This is a genomic window from Mesorhizobium sp. M0019, from assembly GCF_040323975.1.
Taxonomy (GTDB): Bacteria; Pseudomonadota; Alphaproteobacteria; order Rhizobiales; family Rhizobiaceae; genus Mesorhizobium.
Window position 1 is genome coordinate 100,321 of sequence record NZ_JAMYVK010000015.1, and the last position, 19,688, is coordinate 120,008.

Below are 19,688 nucleotides of genomic sequence, written 5' to 3' on the forward strand. Positions count from 1 at the left end.
CGGCGGATGCCAGAAAGGCTCACGGCAAGGCAGCCAGGGCGGCTGTTGCAACCAGCGTCACGGCAAACACCAGATTGATGATCCGCGACGCCAGCGGTTTGCGCAGCAAACGTGCAAAAGCCGCGCCGGCGAGAAGCCACAAGAGATGAATGGCAACAATCATCAAGGCGAGGACCGCCAGCTTGGCTGAAATAGCAAGACCGCCGGCGCCGGAAGACGCGCCGGCAAACACGGCGGCAATCGCCACATAGGCTTTCGGATTGGCAACGGCCAGAAGGAACCCGCCCAGGAAAGTGGGAAGCGCCGCCCCACCAATGCGTGCCGCCAGTGGCGGCGCCGTCGCTATCTTGAACGCCAGATAGAGGATGTAGGCTGCTGACGCGACCGCCAACAGCGCTGCGAGCTTCGGCAGCGCGATGAGAACGGCCATGATGCCCGTCGCCACCACCAAAAGCACGAGGACCGTCCCGACAACGATTCCCGAGGCATAACGGAGCGAATCGCGCAGGCCGAACGCAGCACCGACCGCGGTGACGCTTATCGTCGCCGGCCCCGGGCTGCCCATAACGATGGCCGATGCCAGCACCAGCGCCAGCAATTGCTGCCATAGCTGCTGATCGAGAAGACCCTGTCCGGCCATGCGGCGTCCCTGCATCCTGCGACGAGGCAGGGACGGTAGGGCAAGGCAGCGGCGCCGGTCTTGAACGATCGTGCGCGGCTATGCGCTGGCCTTGTCGAGCTCGGCGATATCGTCCGGACTGAGCTGCAACGATGCGGCACGCACCAGGCTGTCGAGCTGGTCGAGCGTCGTCGCGCTGGCGATCGGAGCGGTGACGCCGGGCCGTGCCATGACCCAGGCAAGCGCCACTTCCGCTGGCTTGGCCGAATGTCTGGCTGAAACGGCATCGAGCGCTGAGAGAATGCGCATGCCGCGGGTGTTGAGATAGCCCTTCACACCGCCACCGCGCGGGCTTTTGCCGAGGTCGGCCTCGCTGCGGTACTTGCCGCTCAGAAACCCCTTGGCGAGGCTGAAATAGGTGATGACGCCGATGTCCTCGGCCGCGCACAGATCGCGCAGCGGACCATCGAAGGACGAGCGGTCGTAAAGGTTGTATTCCGGCTGCAGCACCTCGTAGCGCGGCAGGCCGCGCAGGCTTGCTACGTCAAGTGCGGCCCGCAACTGGGCGGCGTCGAGGTTGGAAGCGCCGGCATAACGGATTTTGCCCTTGTCGAGCAGTTTCTGGTAGGCGCCGAGCGTTTCCTCATAGGGAGTGGCCGGATCAGGCCAGTGCGACAGATAGAGATCGATTGTATCGACCTGCAGCTCTTCAGCGAAGCATCGATGGCCTTTTCGATATAGGCGGCGGACAGGTCCCTCTTGCCCTGTCCCATATCCGAACCGACCTTGGTGATAACGACAACCTTGTCGCGGTTACCACGGCTCTTCATCCATCGGCCGATGATGGTTTCGGATTCGCCGCCCTGGTGGCCGGCAATCCAGCGCGAATAGGAATCGGCCGTGTCGATGGCGTTGAGGCCAGCGTCGACAAAGCGGTCGAGCAGGTCGAACGAGGTTTTCTCATCGGCGGTCCAGCCGAACACATTGCCGCCCAGAACCAATGGCGCGATGGATAGGTCGGTGCGACCGAGACGACGTTTCTGCAAGGCTGATCTCCATGGTGATTCATGCTGGGGCGGGTGGGAGCCGCCGACCGGGCTAACCTATGTCGCACCGTGGCAACGTCAAACGCATAGCCTCTTTTCCAGCCCGCCGGCGCTTCACAAAACCGCGACCCGCCGCGCCGTGTCGGGCTTCAAGACGCTGTCCCGAATTTCCAAACCAGTACCCTCTGAGGAAACAATCTGGCAAGTTTAGCACATAGATTGTCAAATCTGCCAATTCAGACCTTTGCCGGCCGGCCATAGGTTCCGCGGCGCCGACGCAAATCTCGGCACGGTCTGGCCAAGCCCGGACTGTTTGCCCCGGATCGTTTGTTGTGGAGACCGGAATGAAAGCAATTGTATTTGACGCCATCGGTTCGCCGCGCGACGTGCTCTACATGGACGACCTGCCGATGCCGCGCATCGGCGACGGCGAGGTGCTGGTCAGGATGGTCTCGGCCTCGATCAATCCGGGCGACTTCCTGTTTATCCAGAACCTCTATCCCGAACCGAAGAAGCCGCATTTTCCCCGGCAGGTCGCAGGAAACCATGGCGCCGGCATCGTCGAAGCCGTCGGCGCGAACGTCTTGCTGGAACCGGGCACGCTTGTCGCATTCAGCTATTATGGCAGCTGGGCCGAGTACGCGGCCATTCCCGCCGAATGGCTGATCCCGTTGCCTGCCGGCTATCCGGTCGAACGCGCCGGGCAGATGGTGAACCCCATTACCGCGTGGGATCTGCTGGTGGATTCCCGTGTGCGGCCTGGCCAGTGGCTGGCTGTCACGGCCGGCTATTCGTCGATTTCGACAATGGTGATGCAGTTCGCCCAACGACGCGGTATCAACGTCATCGCGCTGGTGCGGCACTCGCACCAAAGCTTCGATCTGAAGACGCTTGGCGCCGCCGCCATTCTTGACCTTTCTGACTTGAAGGCAAGTATCCGGGAAGCGGTGATGGATATCACCGGTGGCGCCGGATTGAACGGGATTATCGACAATGTCGGCGGACCTGTCAGCGGCGAATTGATCCGCACCCTGGCGCTCGGCGGGCAGATGGTGATCAATGGCGGCATGAGTGCCGAGCGCTTCGAACTGCACAATTTCGATGTGTTGCTGAGCGGCGTCGAGATCAGGGCGAATATCTATCGCTATTTCTTTTCGCCGCCGGCCGAAGCCGACCGGCCTGTGCTACGCGAGGTTATCGACACCTTCGGCCAGCCCGGCTTCCACGTTCCTGTCGGCGGTCTCCACGCGCTGACCGAGTTCAAGCTTGCCGTGGCAAACAGCCTGGATCGCGCCGATCTTGGAAAACAGATTTTCAGGATGTAGCCCAGACCACCGAAAACATCATGGTCAACGATAAAAGAAGCTACGTCGCGATCCGTCTTGTCACCTCTTCCAGCCAGTGGTCGCTGATACCCAGTGCTTCAAGGTGCTCCAGCGTGCTGAGCACGTAGTCCTCATTCCTCCCCGACTGGCCGACGGCGCCGCGAACGACGGTCGCCGCCTCGGCCGGGTCGAGCGCACCGGCATATTGCTCATGGCTGCGGTCCACGACATAGGCGATGGCTTCGACCGTCCCGCTCCCATCCGTTTCACTCTTGTCGAGGCGAACGCTGAGCACACGTTCGAGATAGACGTTGGTGACCAGCTCGCGTTCGCGCAGATAGGTAATGACCTCGTTGCGCAGCTCGCCTGGAACCCGGAACGCCAGCCCGATGCAGGAGCCTCCGCGGTCGAGGCCGAGCACCAGGCCCGGCCGTTCGCGCGTGCCGCGATGCACGAAAGAATAGACGCAGAGCGAACGGCGGTAGCCATGCAGGCGCGCGCGCCGCGTCTCGACATGCGCGAATCCCGGTCGCCAAATCAGTGAGCCGTAGCCAAAAACCCAAAAATCGCCCATATCGCCAAGCCTGATTGTGACGACCACCTCACCGGTGGTGTTTCAGTCCGTCTGCCTATTGGTGCCGCAAGCGACAGCCCACCCGTGCCACCCCGCGTTAACGAAAGCCGCAGCATGACGTCAAGTGACGAGCGCCCGCCGCCCAGCCAACGTCGCCGCCTGTTGTGGCTTGCCGCTTTCATTCTCGTGCTGTTCGGCATCTACAGCGCGGGCTGGTTCTACCTGGCGGACCTGGTCGAGAGCGCAACCAAAAAGGCGGTCGCCGACCTCGACGACAAAGGCATCAAGGCCGACTGCGCCAATCTCGCGGTCAGCGGCTATCCCTTCAGCTTCACCGTTTCCTGCGACAGCCTGGCTTACGAGGACGACAGCCGCAACGTCGCGGCATCGACAGGCAAGATCAACGCCGCCACGCAGATCACGCGGCTTCTGTCGCCTGCCGCCGAGCTCAGGGGGCCGCTCAGGACCTCAGTTCCCGGCATGACCCCGCTCTGGATCGACTGGGATGATCTGCGGGCCGACATGAAGCTGTCCTGGCCGCTGCCGAGGCGCCTCTCGCTGCAGGCAGAAGGCCTGTCCGGCCAGACCGATCCGGCAGACGACACCGATCCCGTCTCGCTGTTCAGCGCCGGAACCGCCACCGGACAATTGCGCCCAAACGGCCCGGACATCGACTATGCCGGCAATTTCACCGATCTTGAAATCGACGCGGCGGCCATCGACGGGCGCGTCTTGCCGCCGCTCGACGGCAGCGGCGACCTGACGCTGAAGAACGGCGTCACGCTGATCAAGGCAAATCCGAAGAGCCTGCGCGGCCAGGCGGCCGAAATCCACAAGCTCGATCTGTCGTCCGGAACTGCGCGCATCACCGTTTCCGGACCGCTGTCGGTCGATGACGACGGTCTCATAAATGCCGACCTGACGATCAGGCTCAATGATCCAAAGGCCGTGGCGGCAATCCTCGCCACCGCCATCCCCGAGCAGAAGAAACAGATCCAAACCGGCTTTGCCGGACTGGCGCTGCTCGGCAACCAGCCGTCGATGCCGCTGAAGATCGTCAGGGGCAAGGCCTCGCTCGGCTTCATCCCGCTCGGCAAGATCAAGCCGCTCGACTAGAGCAACTCCAGGAAAAGTGTGAAACGGTTTTCCGTCCGGAATTGCGCAAAAACAAAGAGATAGAGCGGTTCGGCGTTTCTGTGAAACGATGAACCGCTGTAAGCCGGGCCGGCCTGCGATCGGCCTGCCGCGGCTTATCCCTTCGGCGGGTGTTCGACTGCCTGGCGGCCGAAATCCGGTACGTCGATGTCCTGGCCGGCCTCGATGATCGAGCGGCGGACGGCGCGGGTGCGGGTGAACAGGTCGAACAGTTTTTCGCCGTCGCCCCAGCGGATCGCCCGCTGCAGCGAGGACAGATCCTCGGAAAACCGCGCCAGCATTTCGAGAATGGCGTCCTTGTTGTGCAGGCAGACGTCGCGCCACATGGTCGGGTCGGACGCCGCGAGACGGGTGAAGTCGCGAAAGCCGGAAGCCGAGTATTTGATGACCTCGGACTTGGTCACCGACTCCAGATCGTCGGCGGTACCGACGATGTTATAGGCGATGATGTGCGGCAAGTGCGAAACGATGGCCAGCGTCATGTCGTGATGCTGCGGGTCCATCGTGTCGATGTTGGAGCCGCAGCGGCGCCAGAATTCCGAGAGCTTTTCCAGTGCTGCGGGATCGGTGCCGGGCAGCGGCGTGAAAATGCACCAGCGGTTCTCGAACAGTTCGGCAAAACCGGCGTCCGGTCCCGATTTTTCGGTGCCGGCCAAAGGATGGCCAGGGATGAAGTGCACGCCATCAGGCACGTGCGGCTGCATCTGCGCGATCACCGACGCCTTGGTCGAGCCGACATCGGTGAGGATGGCGCCCTTCTCCAGCGCCGGCGCGATCTCTGCGGCGACCGTGCCTGAAGAGCCGACCGGCACCGAAACGATAACCAGATCAGCATCGCGAACCGCCTCTTTCGCATCCGTCGTATAGGTGTCGCCAAGGCCGAGTTGGCTCGCGCGTGCCAGCGTCGCGTCGCTGCGCGTCGAAATCGCGACTTGGCCGGCGAGTCCCTCGCGGCGGATGACGCGGGCCAGCGACGAGCCGATCAGGCCGATGCCGACCAGCGCGATCTTTTCGAACATCGGTGAGGTCATGGTGTTCTAGCTTTTCAGGAATGTCGCGAGTGCTGCGACAACGCCGCGATTGGCCTCTTCGGTGCCGATGCTCATGCGCAGCGCGTTCGGAAAACCGTAGCCGGAAACGCGCCGCAATATGTAGCCGCGTGCACTGAGGTAGTCGTCGGCGGCCGCCGCCGAATGCTTTTTGTCCTCGGGAAAGTGGATGAGGATGAAATTGCCGACGCTCGGCGTCACCCGCAGCCCGAGCCCGCTTAGTTGCTCGCTCAGCCAGGCTAGCCAGGTCTCGTTGTGCGCGACGCTGCGTTCGATATGGGCGCGGTCGTGGATCGCCGCGATGCCGGCCTCGATCGCCGTCGCATTGACGTTGAAAGGCCCGCGCACGCGGTTGATCGCGTCGATGACGTGCATTGGCGCATACATCCAGCCGATCCGCGCCCCGCCCAGGCCCAATTTGGAGAAAGTGCGGGTCATGACCACGTTTTCCGCGCTGCCCACCAACTCGACGCCGGCTTCATAATCGTTGCGCCGGACATATTCGGCGTAAGCTGCATCCAGCACCAGAAGCACGTTTCGCGGCAGGCCGGCATGCAGGCGGCGCACCTCCTGGAACGGCACGTAGGTGCCGGTTGGATTGTTTGGATTGGCAAGGAAGATGATCCGGGTAGCCGGCGTCACCGCAGCGACGATCGCATGGATGTCGGCGCGTTCATCGGTCTCCTTGACCGTTACCGGGACGGCACCGGCCGACTGTATGTAGATCTTGTAGACCATGAAGCCGTGTTCGGTGATGATGGCTTCGTCGCCGGGTGCGAGATAGGTCTGCGCCAGCAGGCCCAGAATCTCGTCGGAGCCGTTGGAGCAGACGATGTTCGCCGGGTTGAGCCCGTGCACCTCGGCGATCGCTTCCCTCAGGCGCCTGGCGCTGCCGTCGGGATAGACCGCGAGCTTGTCGGCGACCGCGCGCGCGGCCTCTATCGCCTTTGGCGAAGGACCGAGCGGGTTCTCGTTCGCCGACAATTTATGGACCTTGGCGACACCTTCAGGCGCCGCGCTCTTGCCGGGCACATAGGCTTCGATGTCCATGATGCCGGCGCGGGGCGTTGGACGTGTCTGATCCGGTGTCTGGCTCATTCCATGAAATCCGTCGAGGATGCCTCCATCGGGAGGCCGCAGCGGAAATACAAGCCGTGGCCCGGAATGTCGAGGGGCGGCAATTCGGGATCAAGAACTTGCCGTTGACGAACCCACGCGCGAGTCATAGAAGAGCATCGACAGTTCCGTGGTGATTTGGCCGGTCGGCTTGCAGCCACGTTAAACAACTTGCTAAAGGGCCGTTTGCATCTTGTAACCGGCTTTGCGAAGGCATGGCCGGTTTTTTGTTGCCCGGGCTGGCTGTTGCCCAGACCGGCGGACAACGGAAGGCCGGGCAAGGAGATGTAATGGTCGCTTTGCGCGCTCGAAAAACCAACAACGAGGCCGACCAGCCGTCGAGCCCGGTGTTGCGTTTCGGCGCCGACAAGCCGCTCAAGCTCGACGCCGGCACGCTGCTGTCGCCGTTCCAGATCGCCTACCAGACCTATGGCACGCTCAACGATGCGCGCTCCAACGCCATCCTCGTCTGCCATGCGCTGACCGGCGACCAGCACGTCGCCAACACTAATCCGGTGACCGGCAAGCCGGGCTGGTGGGAAGTGCTGATCGGTCCCGGCAAGATCATCGATACCGACCGTTTCTTCGTCATCTCGTCAAACGTCATCGGCGGCTGTCTCGGCTCCACCGGCCCCGCCTCGACCAATCCCGCCACCGCCAAGCCCTACGGGCTCGACCTGCCGATCATCACCATCCGCGACATGGTGCGGGCGCAGTTGATGCTGGTCGAGCATTTCGGCATCGAACAGCTGTTCAGCGTGCTGGGCGGCTCGATGGGCGGCATGCAGGTGCTGCAATGGGCCTCCAGCTATCCGGAGCGCGTCTTCTCGGCGTTGCCGATCGCCACCGGTGCCCGCCATTCCTCGCAGAACATCGCTTTCCACGAGGTCGGCAGGCAGGCAGTGATGGCCGACCCGGACTGGCATGGCGGCAAATATTTCGAGCATGGCAAGCGGCCGGAAAAGGGGCTGGCGGTGGCGCGCATGGCCGCCCACATCACCTATCTGTCGGAAGCAGCGCTGCACCGCAAGTTCGGCCGCAACCTGCAGGACCGCGAAGCGCTGACCTTCGGCTTCGATGCCGACTTCCAGATCGAGAGCTATCTGCGCCATCAGGGCATGACCTTCGTCGATCGCTTCGATGCCAACTCCTATCTCTACATGACGCGGGCGATGGATTATTTCGATCTCGCCGCCGACCATGGCGGCCGGCTGGCCGATGCCTTCGCCGGCACCAAGACGCGCTTCTGCCTGGTTTCGTTCACTAGCGATTGGCTGTTCCCGACCGAGGAGAGCCGCTCGGTCGTGCACGCGCTGAACGCGGCCGGCGCCTCGGTATCGTTCGTCGAGATCGAGACCGACCGCGGCCACGACGCCTTCCTGCTCGACGAACCGGAACTGTTCGCCGCCATCAAGGGCTTCATCGCCTCGGCCGCGCGGGCGAGAGGGCTCGGCGCATGACCCCGAAAAGTTGCGGATTGTTCGGATCAGGACCATGTGCCGAGCAAGAGCCGAAGGCATGAGCGTCAACCGCGCCCAGCGCGTCGACCTCGAAGTCGTCGCCGATCTCATCCCGCCGCAGTCGCGGGTGCTGGACGTCGGTTCCGGCGACGGCCTGCTGCTCGAATTGCTGCAGGAGACCAAGAAGGTCGATGGCCGCGGGCTGGAACTGTCGCAGCGCGGCGTCAACGAATGCGTGGCGCGCGGCCTGTCGGTTATTCAAGGCGATGCCGACAAGGATCTCCAATTCTATCCCGACAAGGGCTTCGACTTCGTCGTTCTGTCGCAGACCTTGCAGGCGACCCGCAATCCGAAGCTGGTGCTCGACGAACTGCTCCGGATCGGCAACCGCGCCATCGTCTCATTCCCGAATTTCGGCCACTGGCGGGTGCGCCTTTCGCTGCTCTTCAACGGCCGCATGCCGGTGACCAAGGACCTGCCCTATTCCTGGTACGACACGCCCAACATCCATTTCTGCACCATTCGCGACTTCGTCAATCTGTGCGACGAGCTTGGCGCGACAGTGGAAAAGGCAACCGCGCTCGACGCCAACGGCCAGCGGATCGGTTTCTCCATGCCTTGGTGGTTCTGGAACTTTTTCGGCCAGCAAGCGGTATTCCTGCTGAAACGATAGGTTTGACAGGCAGAAGCAACGAACCTCAGACCTGCGCAAGAAACCATATTTTCAATTTTCAATCCAATGAAGTTGCCCGGCATTCTTTGTTGCTTTAACAGGTCTCAAACGGGTTGGTTTGGGGGAAGCAATGAAGACGTTAGTATTAGCAATAGCTTTGATGTCGGCCACTTTGATTTCCGGATGCACGACGTCGAAGACCGATTTCCAGAATGGACAAGTCGCGTTGAGCGGCAGCCCGGCGCTGAAACGGCAGGCGATCCAGCGGTGCATGACCAAATTCAAGATGCGGTTCGGCAAGGTTGAAAGGGCAAACCTCGCCGCGCTCATGAACGTCCCGGATGCCGGATTGGAACACACGTTCTGCACGCGATTGATGAACGGCTTCGCGAACGGGAGGATCAACTACTCGGATTACCTGGCTGCATTGTCGCACGGCGACATGTCCAACGCGATCAAGGTGCTGCAGGGGCGGTGAAGCTGCCAATGCAGACGCGATCCAAATTCGGTGCCGCCAGATAGATGGCGGCACCATAGACGCCGGTTGTACCCGATCATTCCCCCTATTCAAGCACGTCCGTGGCCTTGTGCGGGTGCTGGACGCCGTCGACGAAGACCACGTCGGACTGGGAATTGCCGGTACGCAGCGGCAATATCTCCTGATAGGCGGGCGAGTCGTACCATGCACGTGCCTGCTGCCGGTTGGGAAACTCGATGACTATGAGATAGCCCGGCCAGGTGTTTTCAACGACTTCCACCTCGCCTCCGTGCACCACGAAGCGGCCGCCAAACGGTTCCAGCGTTTCATCGATCTTGTGCAGGTACTCGACGATCTGCGGCCCCGGCGTGACCTGGCGCATATGGGCGACGGCATAGGCGGTCGTGGCGTATCTCCTTGTGGTCGAAGGCCGGACAACCGGCTTGATGGGAGCAGTTTGCCGAGACGTAATGCGCTGGTCGATTACCCCAGAGGTAATGACACTGAATACAAAAACGAAGCGCGGCTGCCGTCACCTGAAAGATATTTCCGCCTGGCACCGATGATTTCCACCCACCTGCGCTGTCCTTATCGATGAGCGCGCCTGGATGGTCCGGCGGCCGGGAACGAGAGGTGATCCATGGGATCGTTGCAAAATCAGAATGTCGTCGTCGTCGGAGGCAGCCGTGGTGTCGGCCGCTCGATCGCGGAGGCGGCTCTCAAGGAGAAAGCGACGGTGCTGGCCGTTGCCCGCGGAAAACAGGCCCTGGCGCAATTTGCCTGGGAGGTCTCGGGCGTGAAGACGCTCGCGGTCGATGCTACGGTGGACTCCGCCCCGGATAAGGTCTTCGCCGCGCTTGAGCCGGACGTGCTGGTGATCTGCGCAGGTGCGCTGGCGCCTTCTGCGCCGGTGCATGAACAGAACTGGAAGGCGTTCTCGGCAAATTGGGACACGGACGTCAAGGCGTCGTTCCTGTTTTGCCGGGCCGCTCTGCGGCGTCCGCTCAAGCCGGGGACCCGGATCGTTCTGATCTCCAGCGGCGCGGCCTTGACCGGCGGACCACCGAACGCCGGCGGCTATGCCGGCGCAAAACGCATGCAGATGTTCCTGGCCGGTCATAGCCAGAAGGAGGCCGACCGGCTTGGCCTCGGCCTGCGCTTCATGGCGCTCGCGCCGATGCGCATCATGCCGGAAACCGGCGTGGGCAAGGCCGGCGTCGACAGCATAGCGGCCTATATGGGCATCCAGCCGGCGGACTTCAACGCCGCCATGACCGACATGCAAACGCCGGCCGATGTCGGACGGGCGGTGGTCGCACTCGCCACCGGCCAGCCGCAAGGCAGTTCCTTCATGGTGAGCGGCAGCGGGCTTGCCCCGGCCGCCTGAGGGGCGCGTAATGCAACGCTCGCTCGTAACCGCACAAGCCACATGACAGACGCTCAACCACCTCTGGAACCATCACGCCAGCCGATCCTCGATCGGCTGGCCTTCGAGAGGGTCACGGCCGCGCATCGCCGCGAGCTCAAGCTGCATTGTTATCGCATGATGGGTTCGCTGCACGAGGCCGACGACCTCGTCCAGGACACGTTGCTTCGCGCCTGGCGCGCAAGATCAGAGTTCGACGGGCGAGGTTCGGTTCGCGGTTGGCTCTACATGATCGCCACCAACGCTTGCCTCAACGCCATCAAGGCGAGGTCGAGGGCGCGTCGCATTCTCCGGGAACCCGGACGGCCGCCCTCGCACGGGGCGGCCATAGGCGGGCCGGTAGCCGACATCGCCTGGCTGGAGCCCTACCCCGACGCCGAGCTTCCAGACATTGCCGGCAGCGAGCCAGGTCCGGAAGCCCGTTACGAGAGCCGCGAGGCCGTCCAGCTCGCCTTCGTCGCGGCGATCCAGGATCTGCCGCCCAGGCAGCGCGCCGCGCTGCTGCTTGCCGACGTCCTCGGATGGTCGGCCGTCGAGACGGCGCGTTTGCTGGGCGGATCGACGGCTTCGATCAACAGCGCGTTGCAGCGCGCCCGCGCAACCCTTGCAGCGCGCTATCCTCAGGGACGGCCGGCCAGCCGATCACGGCCCAGCCCCGAAGAAGGCCTGCTGCTCGAACGCTACATGCAGGCTTGGCAGGCCGCCAATCTCGACAGCTTGATCGAGCTGCTGCGTGAGGACGCCATCTATACCATGCCGCCTTGGCGTGAATGGTATCAAGGCCGCGAAGCGATCCGCGGTTTCTTCGAGACCGTCTGGCCGAGGTTTGGCGGCTTTCGCACGCTGGCCACCCGTGCCAATGCCCAGCCGGCGGTCGGGGTTTATTCCCGCAGCCACGACGGCCCTGAATGGCGGGCCCATTCCCTGCATGTGTTCGACGCAGCCGAGGGCGGGATCGCTTCCTTGACGATCTTCATAGGGCCGCTCGGGCCATCTCTGTTCCCGGCCTTCGGCCTGCCACCAGCTTAGCTTACCCCTGGGCCAGCCTTATCGGTCGAGTTCCGGGAAATATGGGTCCGAGAAAAACCTTCGGTCGCGCTCGCCTTGCAGGCAGTCGATCGGTGCGTCGATGCGGATCGTCCTCGGATCCACCTTGGGATACTCGATGCCGCTGACCTCGAGGATCAGTTTGCGGCGAGTGGCGGTGGCGAATTCGGAAGCAGCATAGATCGGCAGCACGAACGAGCCCGGCCCGCCGGTGACGCATTCGGCATAGTACCGGTCGAGATGGCTGAAGGTGGGTGACGGGCTGATCAGGATCGGCAGCCCGTTGATGACGATGCCCTTCGCCAGCGCCGCATCGCGTGCCGTTGTGACCGGCAAGCCGGTGTTGTTTGGGCCGTCCCCCGAGACGTCGATGACGCGGCGTTTGCCGGTGAAGGCCGTGCCGTTGAAAAGCTCGGCACCGAAAGCCACAGCACCGGAAATCGAGGTGCCGCGAAAGCTCCTGAACGGGCGGGCCGCGATCTTGTCGGCGAAAGCGTTGGCGCTCTCCTTGCTGTCGACGACCTGCCAGGCAATGACCGCATCGTCGCGGATGGTGCCGGCCCATTCGAAATAGGCGATGGCGATGCGGCCGAAGGTGCCGGCACGCACGGCGTTGATGAAGTCGGGGTGGCGCAGCGCCGCGACATAGCCGGCGCGCTGCAGGGCAAACTCCCTTTCATCCATCGACTGCGAGATGTCGACGGCCAGCACCAGCTCGACATCGACGGCAATTGCATTGGCCGGTGCGGCCGCAGGTGCCGCCGGGGTGCAGGCAAGGCAGGCGAGCAGGGCGAGAGCGTCAAGCATGGCCGATCGGAACGTTCCCATCTGAAACGATCGCGACAGTTTTTCGCCGCGATCGCGGCGAAATAAAGCTTGCCTTCTATTTCTTTCGGCCAGCCGAAACGACAACCGGGGGCGGTTCGATGGCACCTGCCCTGATACGGGCCGGCTTGAGTGGCGGCTGGCCGGCATCCTTGACGATGGTCAACGCCCGCCGGAAGAAGCGGGCATTGTGCTGGCCGCGGCCGATATTGAGGATCGCGGCGTCGGGAAGGCGCTTCTCCAGCATCGACAGCACTTGCCTCAGCGTTGGGCCGTCGAACGCGTCCAGCGCCTCGTCGATGATCACCCATTTCGGCCGTCGCAAGGCCAGCCTGGCAAAGGCCAGCAGACGCTGCTCGTCGTCGCTGAGCTCACGCTCCCAGCGCGCCGAGCGATCGAGCGAGGACGACAGGCGTTGCAGCCCGACATCGGCCAGCACCTCCGAGATCTCGGCATCGCTCGCCTCCGCCGCGCCGTCTGAATGGTTGAGCACCTCGCGCAGCTTGCCGAGCGGGAAATAGGGGGTACGCGGAACAAAGATCGGCGCTTCTCCGGCCGGCATGCCGATCCGTCCGCTGCCCCATGGCCACAGACCGGCAATGGCCCGGAAGAACAGCGTCTTGCCGGCGCCCGGATCTCCGGTGATCATGACCCGGTCGCCGGCGCGGATTTCGACATGCGGCTCGGCAAGCTTGGTGCATCCCTCCGGCGAGGCGACCTCGAGTTTCTCGAAGGTCAGGCTGCCGTCCGGGTTTTCGCCGAACGAAATGCGCCTTTCCGTATGGTGCAGCGCGTCGGTGTCGCCAAGCGCGATGCGAAAGTCGGCGACCCGCATCAGCGTAGCGCGCCAATCGGCGATGCCGCCGATATTGTTGATGAACCAGCGCAGCGACGAATGGACCTGGTTGAAAGCGCCGACGGCCATCATCAGGCCGCCAAAGCTGATATCGCCGGCGAAATAGACCGGTGAGGCGACCAGGATCGGTGCGACGACAGTGATCCAGCCATAGGTGTCGGTAACCCAGGAAAGATTGATCTGGGCGCTGTAGATGCGCCGCATGGCGCCCAGCACCATGCCGAGATCGAATTCGAGCCGGCGCCTGGCATCGGCCTCGCCGTGCGCCAGCGCGATGGCATCGACATTCTCGTTGACGCGAACCACCGAGGAGCGCAGCTCCGCTTCACGCGTATAGCGATCGTTGTTGAAGCGGATCAACGGTCGCCCGACCAGCCAGCTCAACCAGGAGGCGGTGCCAGCATAAAGGATCGCCGCCCAGACCATGTAGCCGGGTATGGCCAGCAAATGGCCGCCTATGTGGAAGACGAAGCCGGAAGACAGCGACCACAGGACCCCAACGAACGAGGCAAGCAGGATGCAGGACTGCAGCAGGCCGATGCCAAGACCGGTGGAAAGATCGGAGAGATGCCCGGCATCCTGCTGCAGGCGCTGGTCGGGATTGACGCCGATGGCGCCGGCATGGGTCAGCCGGAAGGCACGCGCCGGCCGCATCCATTCGTCGATCAGGTCGAGCGTCAGCGCCTCGCGCAGCTTCAGGCGGAGCATCTGGTCGAGCCAGGTCTGGCCGACATTGAGCACCACAAGCCCGCCGGCGATGCCGGCAAAGACCAGAAGCTGATGCAGGAAAGCCGGCATGTCGCGCCGCGCAAGCGCGTCGTAGAAAGGCTGGTTCCAGCGATTGAGCAGAACCTGCCCGATTGAGCTCGCCACGATGACGGCGACGATGCCGATCGCTGCCCAAAGCAATTGTTTTCGCACCGGCGAGGTGGTCAGCGCTATCTTGATTGTTGCCAGCTGCTCACGCAGGCTGCTGGCTTCGATCGACGTGGCAAGCTTCTGGGCGCTGGCCTCGACATCCGGACGATCATCCATCGGTTAAATCCTTGCATTCGGAGCAATGCCAAACCGGTCATAGGATCGGCCGCACGGCCTTCAATCGGACAGCAAACCTGATATCGTCAGATAGGCGTGAAAAAGCACGTCTCGGATCACGAACGCGTCATCCTGGCGGTGCCGGGTGTTCGGCCCGCGACAGCCGGCCAAGCGTCGGCGCGCCATGCGGCGAGAGAACCGGCACGAAGACGCGGCGGGACGCGCGCTGGGCAACCGGCACGCCTTGATAGAGCCGCTTCTGCGCCTCGACGACAATAACGCCCGAAAAGATCGGCCAGAAGCGCCGGCCGGCGCGTTCCAGCACGTTATGGAACTGCATCATGAAACGTCGCGGCGACGGCGGGAAGAACAGCGCATCGGACCACGCCGCCGGCGTGAAATTCGCTTCGCGCAGCAATTCGGTCAGCTGGCCGCGCGAGAACGGTCGGCCATTGCCGAAAGGCGTATGCTCGAAGCGTGCCCAGACACCGCGCCGGTTGGGCACGACGATGACGACACGGCCGGCCGGCGACAGCACCCGCCAGATCTCGTTCAGCGTCTCGCGCGGGTTCTCGACATGTTCGAGCGAATGGACGAGCAGCATGCGGTCGATGCAGGAATCGACCAGCGGCAGTTCCTCATCGAAGACCAGCGCGGTCGCCGTCGGCCCGGTCGCCGGCCAGACCACCGCGCCCTGTGTTGCCGGCATGAAGGCAAAGACACGCTCGGCATCGCTGCCGAAGCGTTCCAGCCACGGCAAGGTATAGCCGAGGCCGACCAGCCGCTCGTTGGGCACGACGGCCCATATCGAGGACAGCGCCATGGTGATCGAGCGTTCGGCCAGGCGGCCGAGCGTGGTTGAATAAAACGAACGGAGATCGACAATGTCTGAATGCATGCGCGGAACGGTAGCTTCGAAGCAGTCCAAGTTCAACAAAGGCAGATGACATCGGCTGGCAGGCGCCCTATGTCTGCGGCAATAAAGGGAGAGATGCGATGCCGGTCGAGATCGAACAATTCATGTGCCGCAGCGACAATTTCGGCGTGCTGGTGCATGACCCGAAAAGCGGTCAGACGGCGCTCATCGATGCGCCCGAGGAGGCGCCCATCCTGGCGGCGATCAAGCGCACCGGCTGGACCCCGACGATGATCCTGACCACTCACCACCATCTCGACCACGTCGAGGCCAATCTGGCGCTGAAGGAGCGCTTCAAGCTGCGCATTGTCGGGCCGGAAGCCGAAAAGGCAAAGATTCCCGGCATCGACGAAACTGTCGAGCAAGGCTCGGTCGTCCATCTCGGCGACGAGCGGATCGAGGTCATCGCCACACCCGGCCATACCGCCGGCCATGTCACCTATCATCTGCCGGCGTCGAAAGTGGCTTTCGCCGCCGACACGCTGTTTGCGCTCGGCTGTGGGCGGCTGCTCGAATGCAAGCCGCCGGTGATGTACGAATCCCTGAAGAAGCTCGCGGCGCTGCCGGCCGAGACGGTTATCTATTGCGGCCATGAGTATACGCTGGCCAATGCCCGTTTCGCGCTCACCGTCGACCCGACCAATTCGGCGCTGAAAGAGCGCGCCGCCAAGGTCGAGGCGCTGCGCGCCGACGGCAAACCGACGCTGCCGACGACGATCGGCGAGGAACTGTCGACCAATCCGTTCCTGCGCTGGCACGATCCGGCGATCCGCAGGCATCTCGGCCTGGAGAAGGCCTCGGATGCCGAAGTGTTCGCCGAGATCCGCAAGCGCAAGGACAATTTCTGAGCGGCGCCAGGAGCTAGGGTCATGACCAGTTCCGCCGAAATCATCGCCCTGCTCGGCCTGAAGCCGCATCCGGAAGGCGGCTGGTATGCCGAGACCTTTCGCGACGGCGCGGCAGGCACGCGCGGCCATTCGACGGCGATCTATTTCCTCCTCGAGAAGGACCAATTGTCGGCCTGGCACCGGGTCAGGGACGCGGCGGAGGTCTGGCACTTCTATGACGGCGCGCCGCTGGCGCTGTCGATACACCGAGAAGGCGGTCCCGTCATAGAGCAGGTCCTCGGTACGGCACTTGCCGCGGGCGAGCGACCGCAGATCGTCGTGCCGGCAGGCCGGTGGCAGTCGGCACGCAGCCTCGGCGAATGGACCCTGGTCGGCTGCACCGTGGCGCCGGGTTTCGATTTCGCCGCCTTCGAACTTGCCGAACCAGGCTGGCTGCCGGGAACGCCCTAGGCACCTAGCCCAGCAGCAAACCCAGCGTGATCGCCAGCTGGCCGACGTAATACAGCGCCCAGACTGCATGGCGCACCCAAATGCGGTGCGGCGAGATGGCGGGCAGCAGGAACTTTTCCGCAGCGTGCAGCCCGTCGGACAGCATGAGCAGGACGATGCCGCCAATGACCCCGACGCTGTTCAGGGTGAGCGCCGCAATGCCCATGGCAAGCAGTGCCGCGGCATGCACATCGATCGGCAAACGCAAGGCCGGGCCGATGCGGCGCTGGAGCGCGAAAACCATCGCCACCGCCAACACGGCCATCGCCAGGGCAATAATTCCTCGCCACGGTTCGGCCGAGAGCAGCCCGAGGCCGCTGCCGGCGCGCAGGAACAGCACGACGTAAAGTACGTGCGCGGCAAGAAAACTGGCCGTGCCGCCAAGAAATGCCTTCTCGCCGTCGCGCGACAGGAAGGCGTCGCCGACGGCACTGACGCCCAGCGCGGCGACGAGCAGCCATGGGCCGCCCTGCTGCGCGACCAGCACCGCCAGCATCGCCACCGCCAATGTCCTTGCCGCCGACCGCGAAAGGCGCGGCGGCATGCCGAGGCTGAACGCGTAAATCACCGCCGCCGCCAGCGAAAACAGCAGCGTCGCATTGGCATTGGCATCGATGCCGCCGGGAAACGGCATCATGCGTTTGCCTCGCTCGCGGCCCTCTTGCGCAGGAACAGCGATTTCGCCGCCAGTGCCGCGCCGCCGGTGATCAGCACGCAGGCGGCGAGGATGCGCCATGACGGCTCGGCGAAGCCGGCGGCGATCAGCACCAGGGTGGACAGCAGCGGCGCGGCATAGCTCGCCGCCCCCAGCACCTGGATGTTGCCGCGCTTGACGCCGATATCCCAGGCATAGAACGCCGCCCCCACCGGCATCAGACCGAGGCCGAGCACGGCCAGCCACTGGCCGGCGCCGGCGGGCAGCACCGTCTCTTCCAGCAACAGATGGCAGACGAGCGAAAGGGCCGCGGTGGCGGCGCAGAACCAGGTGACGATGCTGGTCGGCACCGACGGGAAGCGCCGCGACAACAGCGAATAGGACGACCACAGCACCGCGCAGACGCCCGCCATGGCATAGCCGAAGGCATAACGCGCGTCGAAGGCAAGCCCGCCGCCCTTGGTGACGATCAGGACCGTGCCGGCAAGGCCGAGCAGCGCGCCGGCGACGTGGTTCCAGGCCAGCCGCTCGCCAGGCATCAGCGCCGACCCCAGCACGATCAGCAGCGGCCACAGATAGGCGATCAGGCTGGCCTCGACGGCCGGCGCATTGCGCAGCGCGGTGAAGTAGAAGAAGTGGTAGCCGAACAGGCCGGCAATGCCGATCACCCAGACCTGGCGCGGTATCTTCGCGGCGCCATCGGCTGCCGGCATGAACAGCCGGGCAACCAGCCCGACGCAAGTGCCAATCGTGAAGGTGATTGCCGAAAGCAGGAACGGCGGCACGGCGCCCGAAGCATCCGTAAGCAGCGCCAGCAGCGCCCACATGGCGACCGCGGAGAAGCCGATCAGTGTTGCGCGCGCCATATCCGTCGCCCCCGTGCCCCGTTGGCGGCGCACCATCACGCCTATTCGTTCGCTTCGAACCGCTCCGCGCTGATCGTCAACGGGCCGATTTGCGTGCTGACCGTGGCGCGGATCGGCGCATATACGCCGCTTTGGCCGACCGGTGCAAACGTCACCATGATGCGGCTGCGTTTCTTCAGGTAGTTCAGCGCCTTGCGGTTCTTGCGGTAGCCGGCCACCGGCTCGAAGCCCAGCCTGCAGGTGACCGTATCGCCCTCGTAGCCGGTCACCGAGATCGACCCTTTGGACTCGTAGGTCAGTTTGAGATCGGCACGCATTTCGCCGTCATAGAGCTTCACCGTGCGCCCGCAGACCTGGTCGAGGCTGTCGGCATGGATGACGGTCGCGGCCATCGGATCGAGGACCGATACGAGATGGCTGCCGACCAGCGGTATCCAATTCTCGGGATTGCGCTTCTTCGGCTCAGGCACGACCTTGGTCGAGGTGACGACGCCGTTGGCAAACTGGATGTCGATCATCGATGCCTTCTTGCCGGACGTGTAGTCGGCGTGGAACGCTTGCGGCTGCAACTGCTTGCCCGAAATCTTGCCCTTCGACGAGATCGTGCCTCGCGTATCGTCGAACAAAGTGGCGAGCCCGGCGGCGGAAACGCTGCCCTCGATCGAATAGGTGTCACCCTCGTAATGGCTGGAGAATTTCGCCTTGGCCACGGAGAGGCCGAGGAACGACACCGAATATTCGCCCGTGAAGGATTGCGGCTCAGCGGCCGAAACCGTCGTCGAAAGCGCGACGGCCATCAGCACGACCAGGGCATGGAGGAAAGAACGAGGCATGGCGGGTCCTTGATTGTCGACCGGACGGGCGGCTCCGGTCTGGCATGTCCCTGTGCGACCGCTTATAGGCTGAATTCCGGCCTTAATGTGAAAGGCGCCGTCGGCAGGCAACGTTGGGGCTGGTCGACGGCCAAAATAAAAAACCCGCCTCGGCGGGCGGGTCGTTGGAGCCAATTGGCACCATACCAAAATTAGTAGCATAGCTGCCGGCACAAAGCAAGAACAAAATGTGGCGACCTCGACGAATTTGCCGATCTGCCTCGGCCCGGCAGAGGGAAAGGGTTGCGGCTTCACTCCAGCTTGCGTTCCTCGCCCCACGAAAGTGGGGGAGAGGTGGCTCGGCGAAGCCGAGACGGAGAGGGGGAACCGCGCTCTACGAAGGCCCCTCTCCGGCCGC

Annotated in this window: 21 protein-coding genes, 1 pseudogene and 1 riboswitch; of the genes and pseudogenes, 9 read left to right on the plus strand and 13 right to left on the minus strand. The window is 63.6% G+C overall.

Annotation, left to right across the window (positions count from 1 at the left end; all coding sequences use genetic code 11):
- Positions 1 to 19: 19 nt before the first annotated feature.
- Complete coding sequence (locus NKK47_RS13710) at positions 20 to 640, minus strand: LysE family transporter (RefSeq protein ID WP_352577228.1); 621 nt, start codon at positions 638 to 640, stop codon at positions 20 to 22.
- 78 nt (positions 641 to 718) lie between these two features.
- Positions 719 to 1,665, minus strand: a pseudogene (locus NKK47_RS13715) (aldo/keto reductase).
- Between the two features lie 344 nt (positions 1,666 to 2,009).
- On the opposite strand from NKK47_RS13715, the gene NKK47_RS13720 reads away from it, so the two are divergent.
- On the plus strand, positions 2,010 to 2,990 hold the full coding sequence (locus NKK47_RS13720) for a quinone oxidoreductase family protein (RefSeq protein WP_352577230.1): 981 nt from the start codon (positions 2,010 to 2,012) through the stop codon (positions 2,988 to 2,990).
- Positions 2,991 to 3,030: 40 nt separating this feature from the next.
- Here the strand turns inward: NKK47_RS13720 and NKK47_RS13725 are convergent, their stop codons facing one another.
- A complete protein-coding gene (locus tag NKK47_RS13725; protein WP_352452467.1) occupies positions 3,031 to 3,564 on the minus strand; it encodes a gamma-glutamylcyclotransferase in 534 nt (177 codons plus the stop codon).
- A gap of 114 nt (positions 3,565 to 3,678) precedes the next feature.
- On the opposite strand from NKK47_RS13725, the gene NKK47_RS13730 reads away from it, so the two are divergent.
- A complete protein-coding gene (locus tag NKK47_RS13730) occupies positions 3,679 to 4,680 on the plus strand; it encodes a DUF2125 domain-containing protein (RefSeq protein WP_352452468.1) in 1,002 nt (333 codons plus the stop codon).
- A gap of 134 nt (positions 4,681 to 4,814) precedes the next feature.
- Here the strand turns inward: NKK47_RS13730 and NKK47_RS13735 are convergent, their stop codons facing one another.
- Together NKK47_RS13735 and hisC are read right to left on the minus strand one after the other, a co-directional pair.
- Positions 4,815 to 5,750, minus strand: a complete 936-nt coding sequence (locus NKK47_RS13735) for a prephenate/arogenate dehydrogenase family protein (RefSeq protein ID WP_352577232.1) — start codon at positions 5,748 to 5,750, stop codon at positions 4,815 to 4,817.
- A gap of 6 nt (positions 5,751 to 5,756) precedes the next feature.
- Positions 5,757 to 6,866, minus strand: coding sequence for a histidinol-phosphate transaminase (hisC, locus tag NKK47_RS13740; RefSeq protein WP_352577234.1), 1,110 nt, complete (start codon positions 6,864 to 6,866; stop codon positions 5,757 to 5,759).
- 138 nt (positions 6,867 to 7,004) lie between these two features.
- Positions 7,005 to 7,082, plus strand: a riboswitch (SAM riboswitch).
- A gap of 92 nt (positions 7,083 to 7,174) precedes the next feature.
- On the opposite strand from hisC, the gene metX reads away from it, so the two are divergent.
- Together metX and metW are read left to right on the plus strand one after the other, a co-directional pair.
- The gene (gene metX, locus NKK47_RS13745) at positions 7,175 to 8,344 is read left to right on the plus strand and encodes a homoserine O-acetyltransferase MetX (protein ID WP_292661143.1); all 1,170 of its coding nucleotides are present in this window, start codon (positions 7,175 to 7,177) and stop codon (positions 8,342 to 8,344) included.
- Between the two features lie 58 nt (positions 8,345 to 8,402).
- Entirely contained in the window at positions 8,403 to 9,017 is a 615-nt protein-coding gene (gene metW, locus NKK47_RS13750; RefSeq protein WP_352471435.1) for a methionine biosynthesis protein MetW, read from the plus strand.
- Between the two features lie 51 nt (positions 9,018 to 9,068).
- On the opposite strand, the gene NKK47_RS13755 is transcribed toward metW, so the two are convergent.
- Positions 9,069 to 9,290 carry a hypothetical protein gene (locus tag NKK47_RS13755; protein WP_352577236.1) on the minus strand — a complete coding sequence of 74 codons (222 nt, stop codon included), beginning with the start codon at positions 9,288 to 9,290 and terminating at the stop codon, positions 9,069 to 9,071.
- Here NKK47_RS13755 and NKK47_RS13760 point away from each other — a divergent pair.
- Positions 9,289 to 9,495, plus strand: a complete 207-nt coding sequence (locus NKK47_RS13760; RefSeq protein WP_352483502.1) for a hypothetical protein — start codon at positions 9,289 to 9,291, stop codon at positions 9,493 to 9,495. The two genes, NKK47_RS13755 and NKK47_RS13760, sit on opposite strands and share 2 nt — an antisense overlap.
- A gap of 85 nt (positions 9,496 to 9,580) precedes the next feature.
- On the opposite strand, the gene NKK47_RS13765 is transcribed toward NKK47_RS13760, so the two are convergent.
- Entirely contained in the window at positions 9,581 to 9,943 is a 363-nt protein-coding gene (locus NKK47_RS13765) for a DUF1330 domain-containing protein (protein ID WP_352577254.1), read from the minus strand.
- Positions 9,944 to 10,135: 192 nt separating this feature from the next.
- Between NKK47_RS13765 and NKK47_RS13770 the strand changes: the two genes are divergently transcribed.
- Both NKK47_RS13770 and NKK47_RS13775 read left to right on the plus strand, forming a co-directional pair.
- Positions 10,136 to 10,882: an SDR family NAD(P)-dependent oxidoreductase gene (locus tag NKK47_RS13770; protein WP_352577238.1), complete on the plus strand. Its 747-nt coding sequence runs from the start codon at positions 10,136 to 10,138 to the stop codon at positions 10,880 to 10,882.
- Positions 10,883 to 10,924: 42 nt separating this feature from the next.
- Positions 10,925 to 11,950, plus strand: a complete 1,026-nt coding sequence (locus NKK47_RS13775) for an RNA polymerase subunit sigma-70 (RefSeq protein WP_352577240.1) — start codon at positions 10,925 to 10,927, stop codon at positions 11,948 to 11,950.
- Positions 11,951 to 11,968: 18 nt separating this feature from the next.
- Here the strand turns inward: NKK47_RS13775 and NKK47_RS13780 are convergent, their stop codons facing one another.
- From NKK47_RS13780 to NKK47_RS13790, 3 genes are all read right to left on the minus strand, one after another.
- Complete coding sequence (locus NKK47_RS13780) at positions 11,969 to 12,775, minus strand: DUF1194 domain-containing protein (protein ID WP_023677905.1); 807 nt, start codon at positions 12,773 to 12,775, stop codon at positions 11,969 to 11,971.
- Between the two features lie 76 nt (positions 12,776 to 12,851).
- Positions 12,852 to 14,684, minus strand: a complete 1,833-nt coding sequence (locus NKK47_RS13785) for an ABC transporter ATP-binding protein/permease (RefSeq protein ID WP_352577242.1) — start codon at positions 14,682 to 14,684, stop codon at positions 12,852 to 12,854.
- 127 nt (positions 14,685 to 14,811) lie between these two features.
- A complete protein-coding gene (locus tag NKK47_RS13790; RefSeq protein ID WP_352451212.1) occupies positions 14,812 to 15,582 on the minus strand; it encodes a class I SAM-dependent methyltransferase in 771 nt (256 codons plus the stop codon).
- Between the two features lie 98 nt (positions 15,583 to 15,680).
- On the opposite strand from NKK47_RS13790, the gene gloB reads away from it, so the two are divergent.
- A complete protein-coding gene (gene gloB, locus NKK47_RS13795; RefSeq protein ID WP_352451211.1) occupies positions 15,681 to 16,448 on the plus strand; it encodes a hydroxyacylglutathione hydrolase in 768 nt (255 codons plus the stop codon).
- A 21-nt stretch (positions 16,449 to 16,469) separates the two neighbouring features.
- A complete protein-coding gene (locus NKK47_RS13800) occupies positions 16,470 to 16,898 on the plus strand; it encodes a cupin domain-containing protein (protein WP_352577244.1) in 429 nt (142 codons plus the stop codon).
- A gap of 4 nt (positions 16,899 to 16,902) precedes the next feature.
- On the opposite strand, the gene NKK47_RS13805 is transcribed toward NKK47_RS13800, so the two are convergent.
- From NKK47_RS13805 to NKK47_RS13815, 3 genes are read right to left on the minus strand one after another with little or no spacing between them, the layout of a single operon-like run.
- A complete protein-coding gene (locus NKK47_RS13805) occupies positions 16,903 to 17,574 on the minus strand; it encodes a lysoplasmalogenase family protein (RefSeq protein WP_352577246.1) in 672 nt (223 codons plus the stop codon).
- A complete protein-coding gene (gene yddG / locus NKK47_RS13810; protein ID WP_352577248.1) occupies positions 17,571 to 18,458 on the minus strand; it encodes an aromatic amino acid exporter YddG in 888 nt (295 codons plus the stop codon). Before yddG ends, NKK47_RS13805 begins: the two co-directional genes overlap by 4 nt.
- A 41-nt stretch (positions 18,459 to 18,499) precedes the next feature.
- Entirely contained in the window at positions 18,500 to 19,291 is a 792-nt protein-coding gene (locus tag NKK47_RS13815; RefSeq protein WP_023677897.1) for a DUF3108 domain-containing protein, read from the minus strand.
- Between the last annotated feature and the right edge of the window lie 397 nt (positions 19,292 to 19,688).

Excerpts from the sequence above, each read along its gene's own strand:
- NKK47_RS13710 (WP_352577228.1), bottom strand. The coding sequence starts at position 640 with ATGGCCGGACAGGGTCTTCTCGATCAGCAGCTATGGCAGCAATTGCTG.
- NKK47_RS13720 (WP_352577230.1), top strand. The coding sequence starts at position 2,010 with ATGAAAGCAATTGTATTTGACGCCATCGGTTCGCCGCGCGACGTGCTC.
- NKK47_RS13725 (WP_352452467.1), bottom strand. The coding sequence starts at position 3,564 with ATGGGCGATTTTTGGGTTTTTGGCTACGGCTCACTGATTTGGCGACCG.
- NKK47_RS13730 (WP_352452468.1), top strand. The coding sequence starts at position 3,679 with ATGACGTCAAGTGACGAGCGCCCGCCGCCCAGCCAACGTCGCCGCCTG.
- NKK47_RS13735 (WP_352577232.1), bottom strand. The coding sequence starts at position 5,750 with ATGACCTCACCGATGTTCGAAAAGATCGCGCTGGTCGGCATCGGCCTG.
- hisC (WP_352577234.1), bottom strand. The coding sequence starts at position 6,866 with ATGAGCCAGACACCGGATCAGACACGTCCAACGCCCCGCGCCGGCATC.
- metX (WP_292661143.1), top strand. The coding sequence starts at position 7,175 with ATGGTCGCTTTGCGCGCTCGAAAAACCAACAACGAGGCCGACCAGCCG.
- metW (WP_352471435.1), top strand. The coding sequence starts at position 8,403 with ATGAGCGTCAACCGCGCCCAGCGCGTCGACCTCGAAGTCGTCGCCGAT.
- NKK47_RS13760 (WP_352483502.1), top strand. The coding sequence starts at position 9,289 with ATGACCAAATTCAAGATGCGGTTCGGCAAGGTTGAAAGGGCAAACCTC.
- NKK47_RS13755 (WP_352577236.1), bottom strand. The coding sequence starts at position 9,290 with ATGCACCGCTGGATCGCCTGCCGTTTCAGCGCCGGGCTGCCGCTCAAC.
- NKK47_RS13770 (WP_352577238.1), top strand. The coding sequence starts at position 10,136 with ATGGGATCGTTGCAAAATCAGAATGTCGTCGTCGTCGGAGGCAGCCGT.
- NKK47_RS13775 (WP_352577240.1), top strand. The coding sequence starts at position 10,925 with ATGACAGACGCTCAACCACCTCTGGAACCATCACGCCAGCCGATCCTC.
- NKK47_RS13780 (WP_023677905.1), bottom strand. The coding sequence starts at position 12,775 with ATGCTTGACGCTCTCGCCCTGCTCGCCTGCCTTGCCTGCACCCCGGCG.
- NKK47_RS13785 (WP_352577242.1), bottom strand. The coding sequence starts at position 14,684 with ATGGATGATCGTCCGGATGTCGAGGCCAGCGCCCAGAAGCTTGCCACG.
- NKK47_RS13790 (WP_352451212.1), bottom strand. The coding sequence starts at position 15,582 with ATGCATTCAGACATTGTCGATCTCCGTTCGTTTTATTCAACCACGCTC.
- gloB (WP_352451211.1), top strand. The coding sequence starts at position 15,681 with ATGCCGGTCGAGATCGAACAATTCATGTGCCGCAGCGACAATTTCGGC.
- NKK47_RS13800 (WP_352577244.1), top strand. The coding sequence starts at position 16,470 with ATGACCAGTTCCGCCGAAATCATCGCCCTGCTCGGCCTGAAGCCGCAT.
- NKK47_RS13805 (WP_352577246.1), bottom strand. The coding sequence starts at position 17,574 with ATGATGCCGTTTCCCGGCGGCATCGATGCCAATGCCAATGCGACGCTG.
- yddG (WP_352577248.1), bottom strand. The coding sequence starts at position 18,458 with ATGGCGCGCGCAACACTGATCGGCTTCTCCGCGGTCGCCATGTGGGCG.
- NKK47_RS13815 (WP_023677897.1), bottom strand. The coding sequence starts at position 19,291 with ATGCCTCGTTCTTTCCTCCATGCCCTGGTCGTGCTGATGGCCGTCGCG.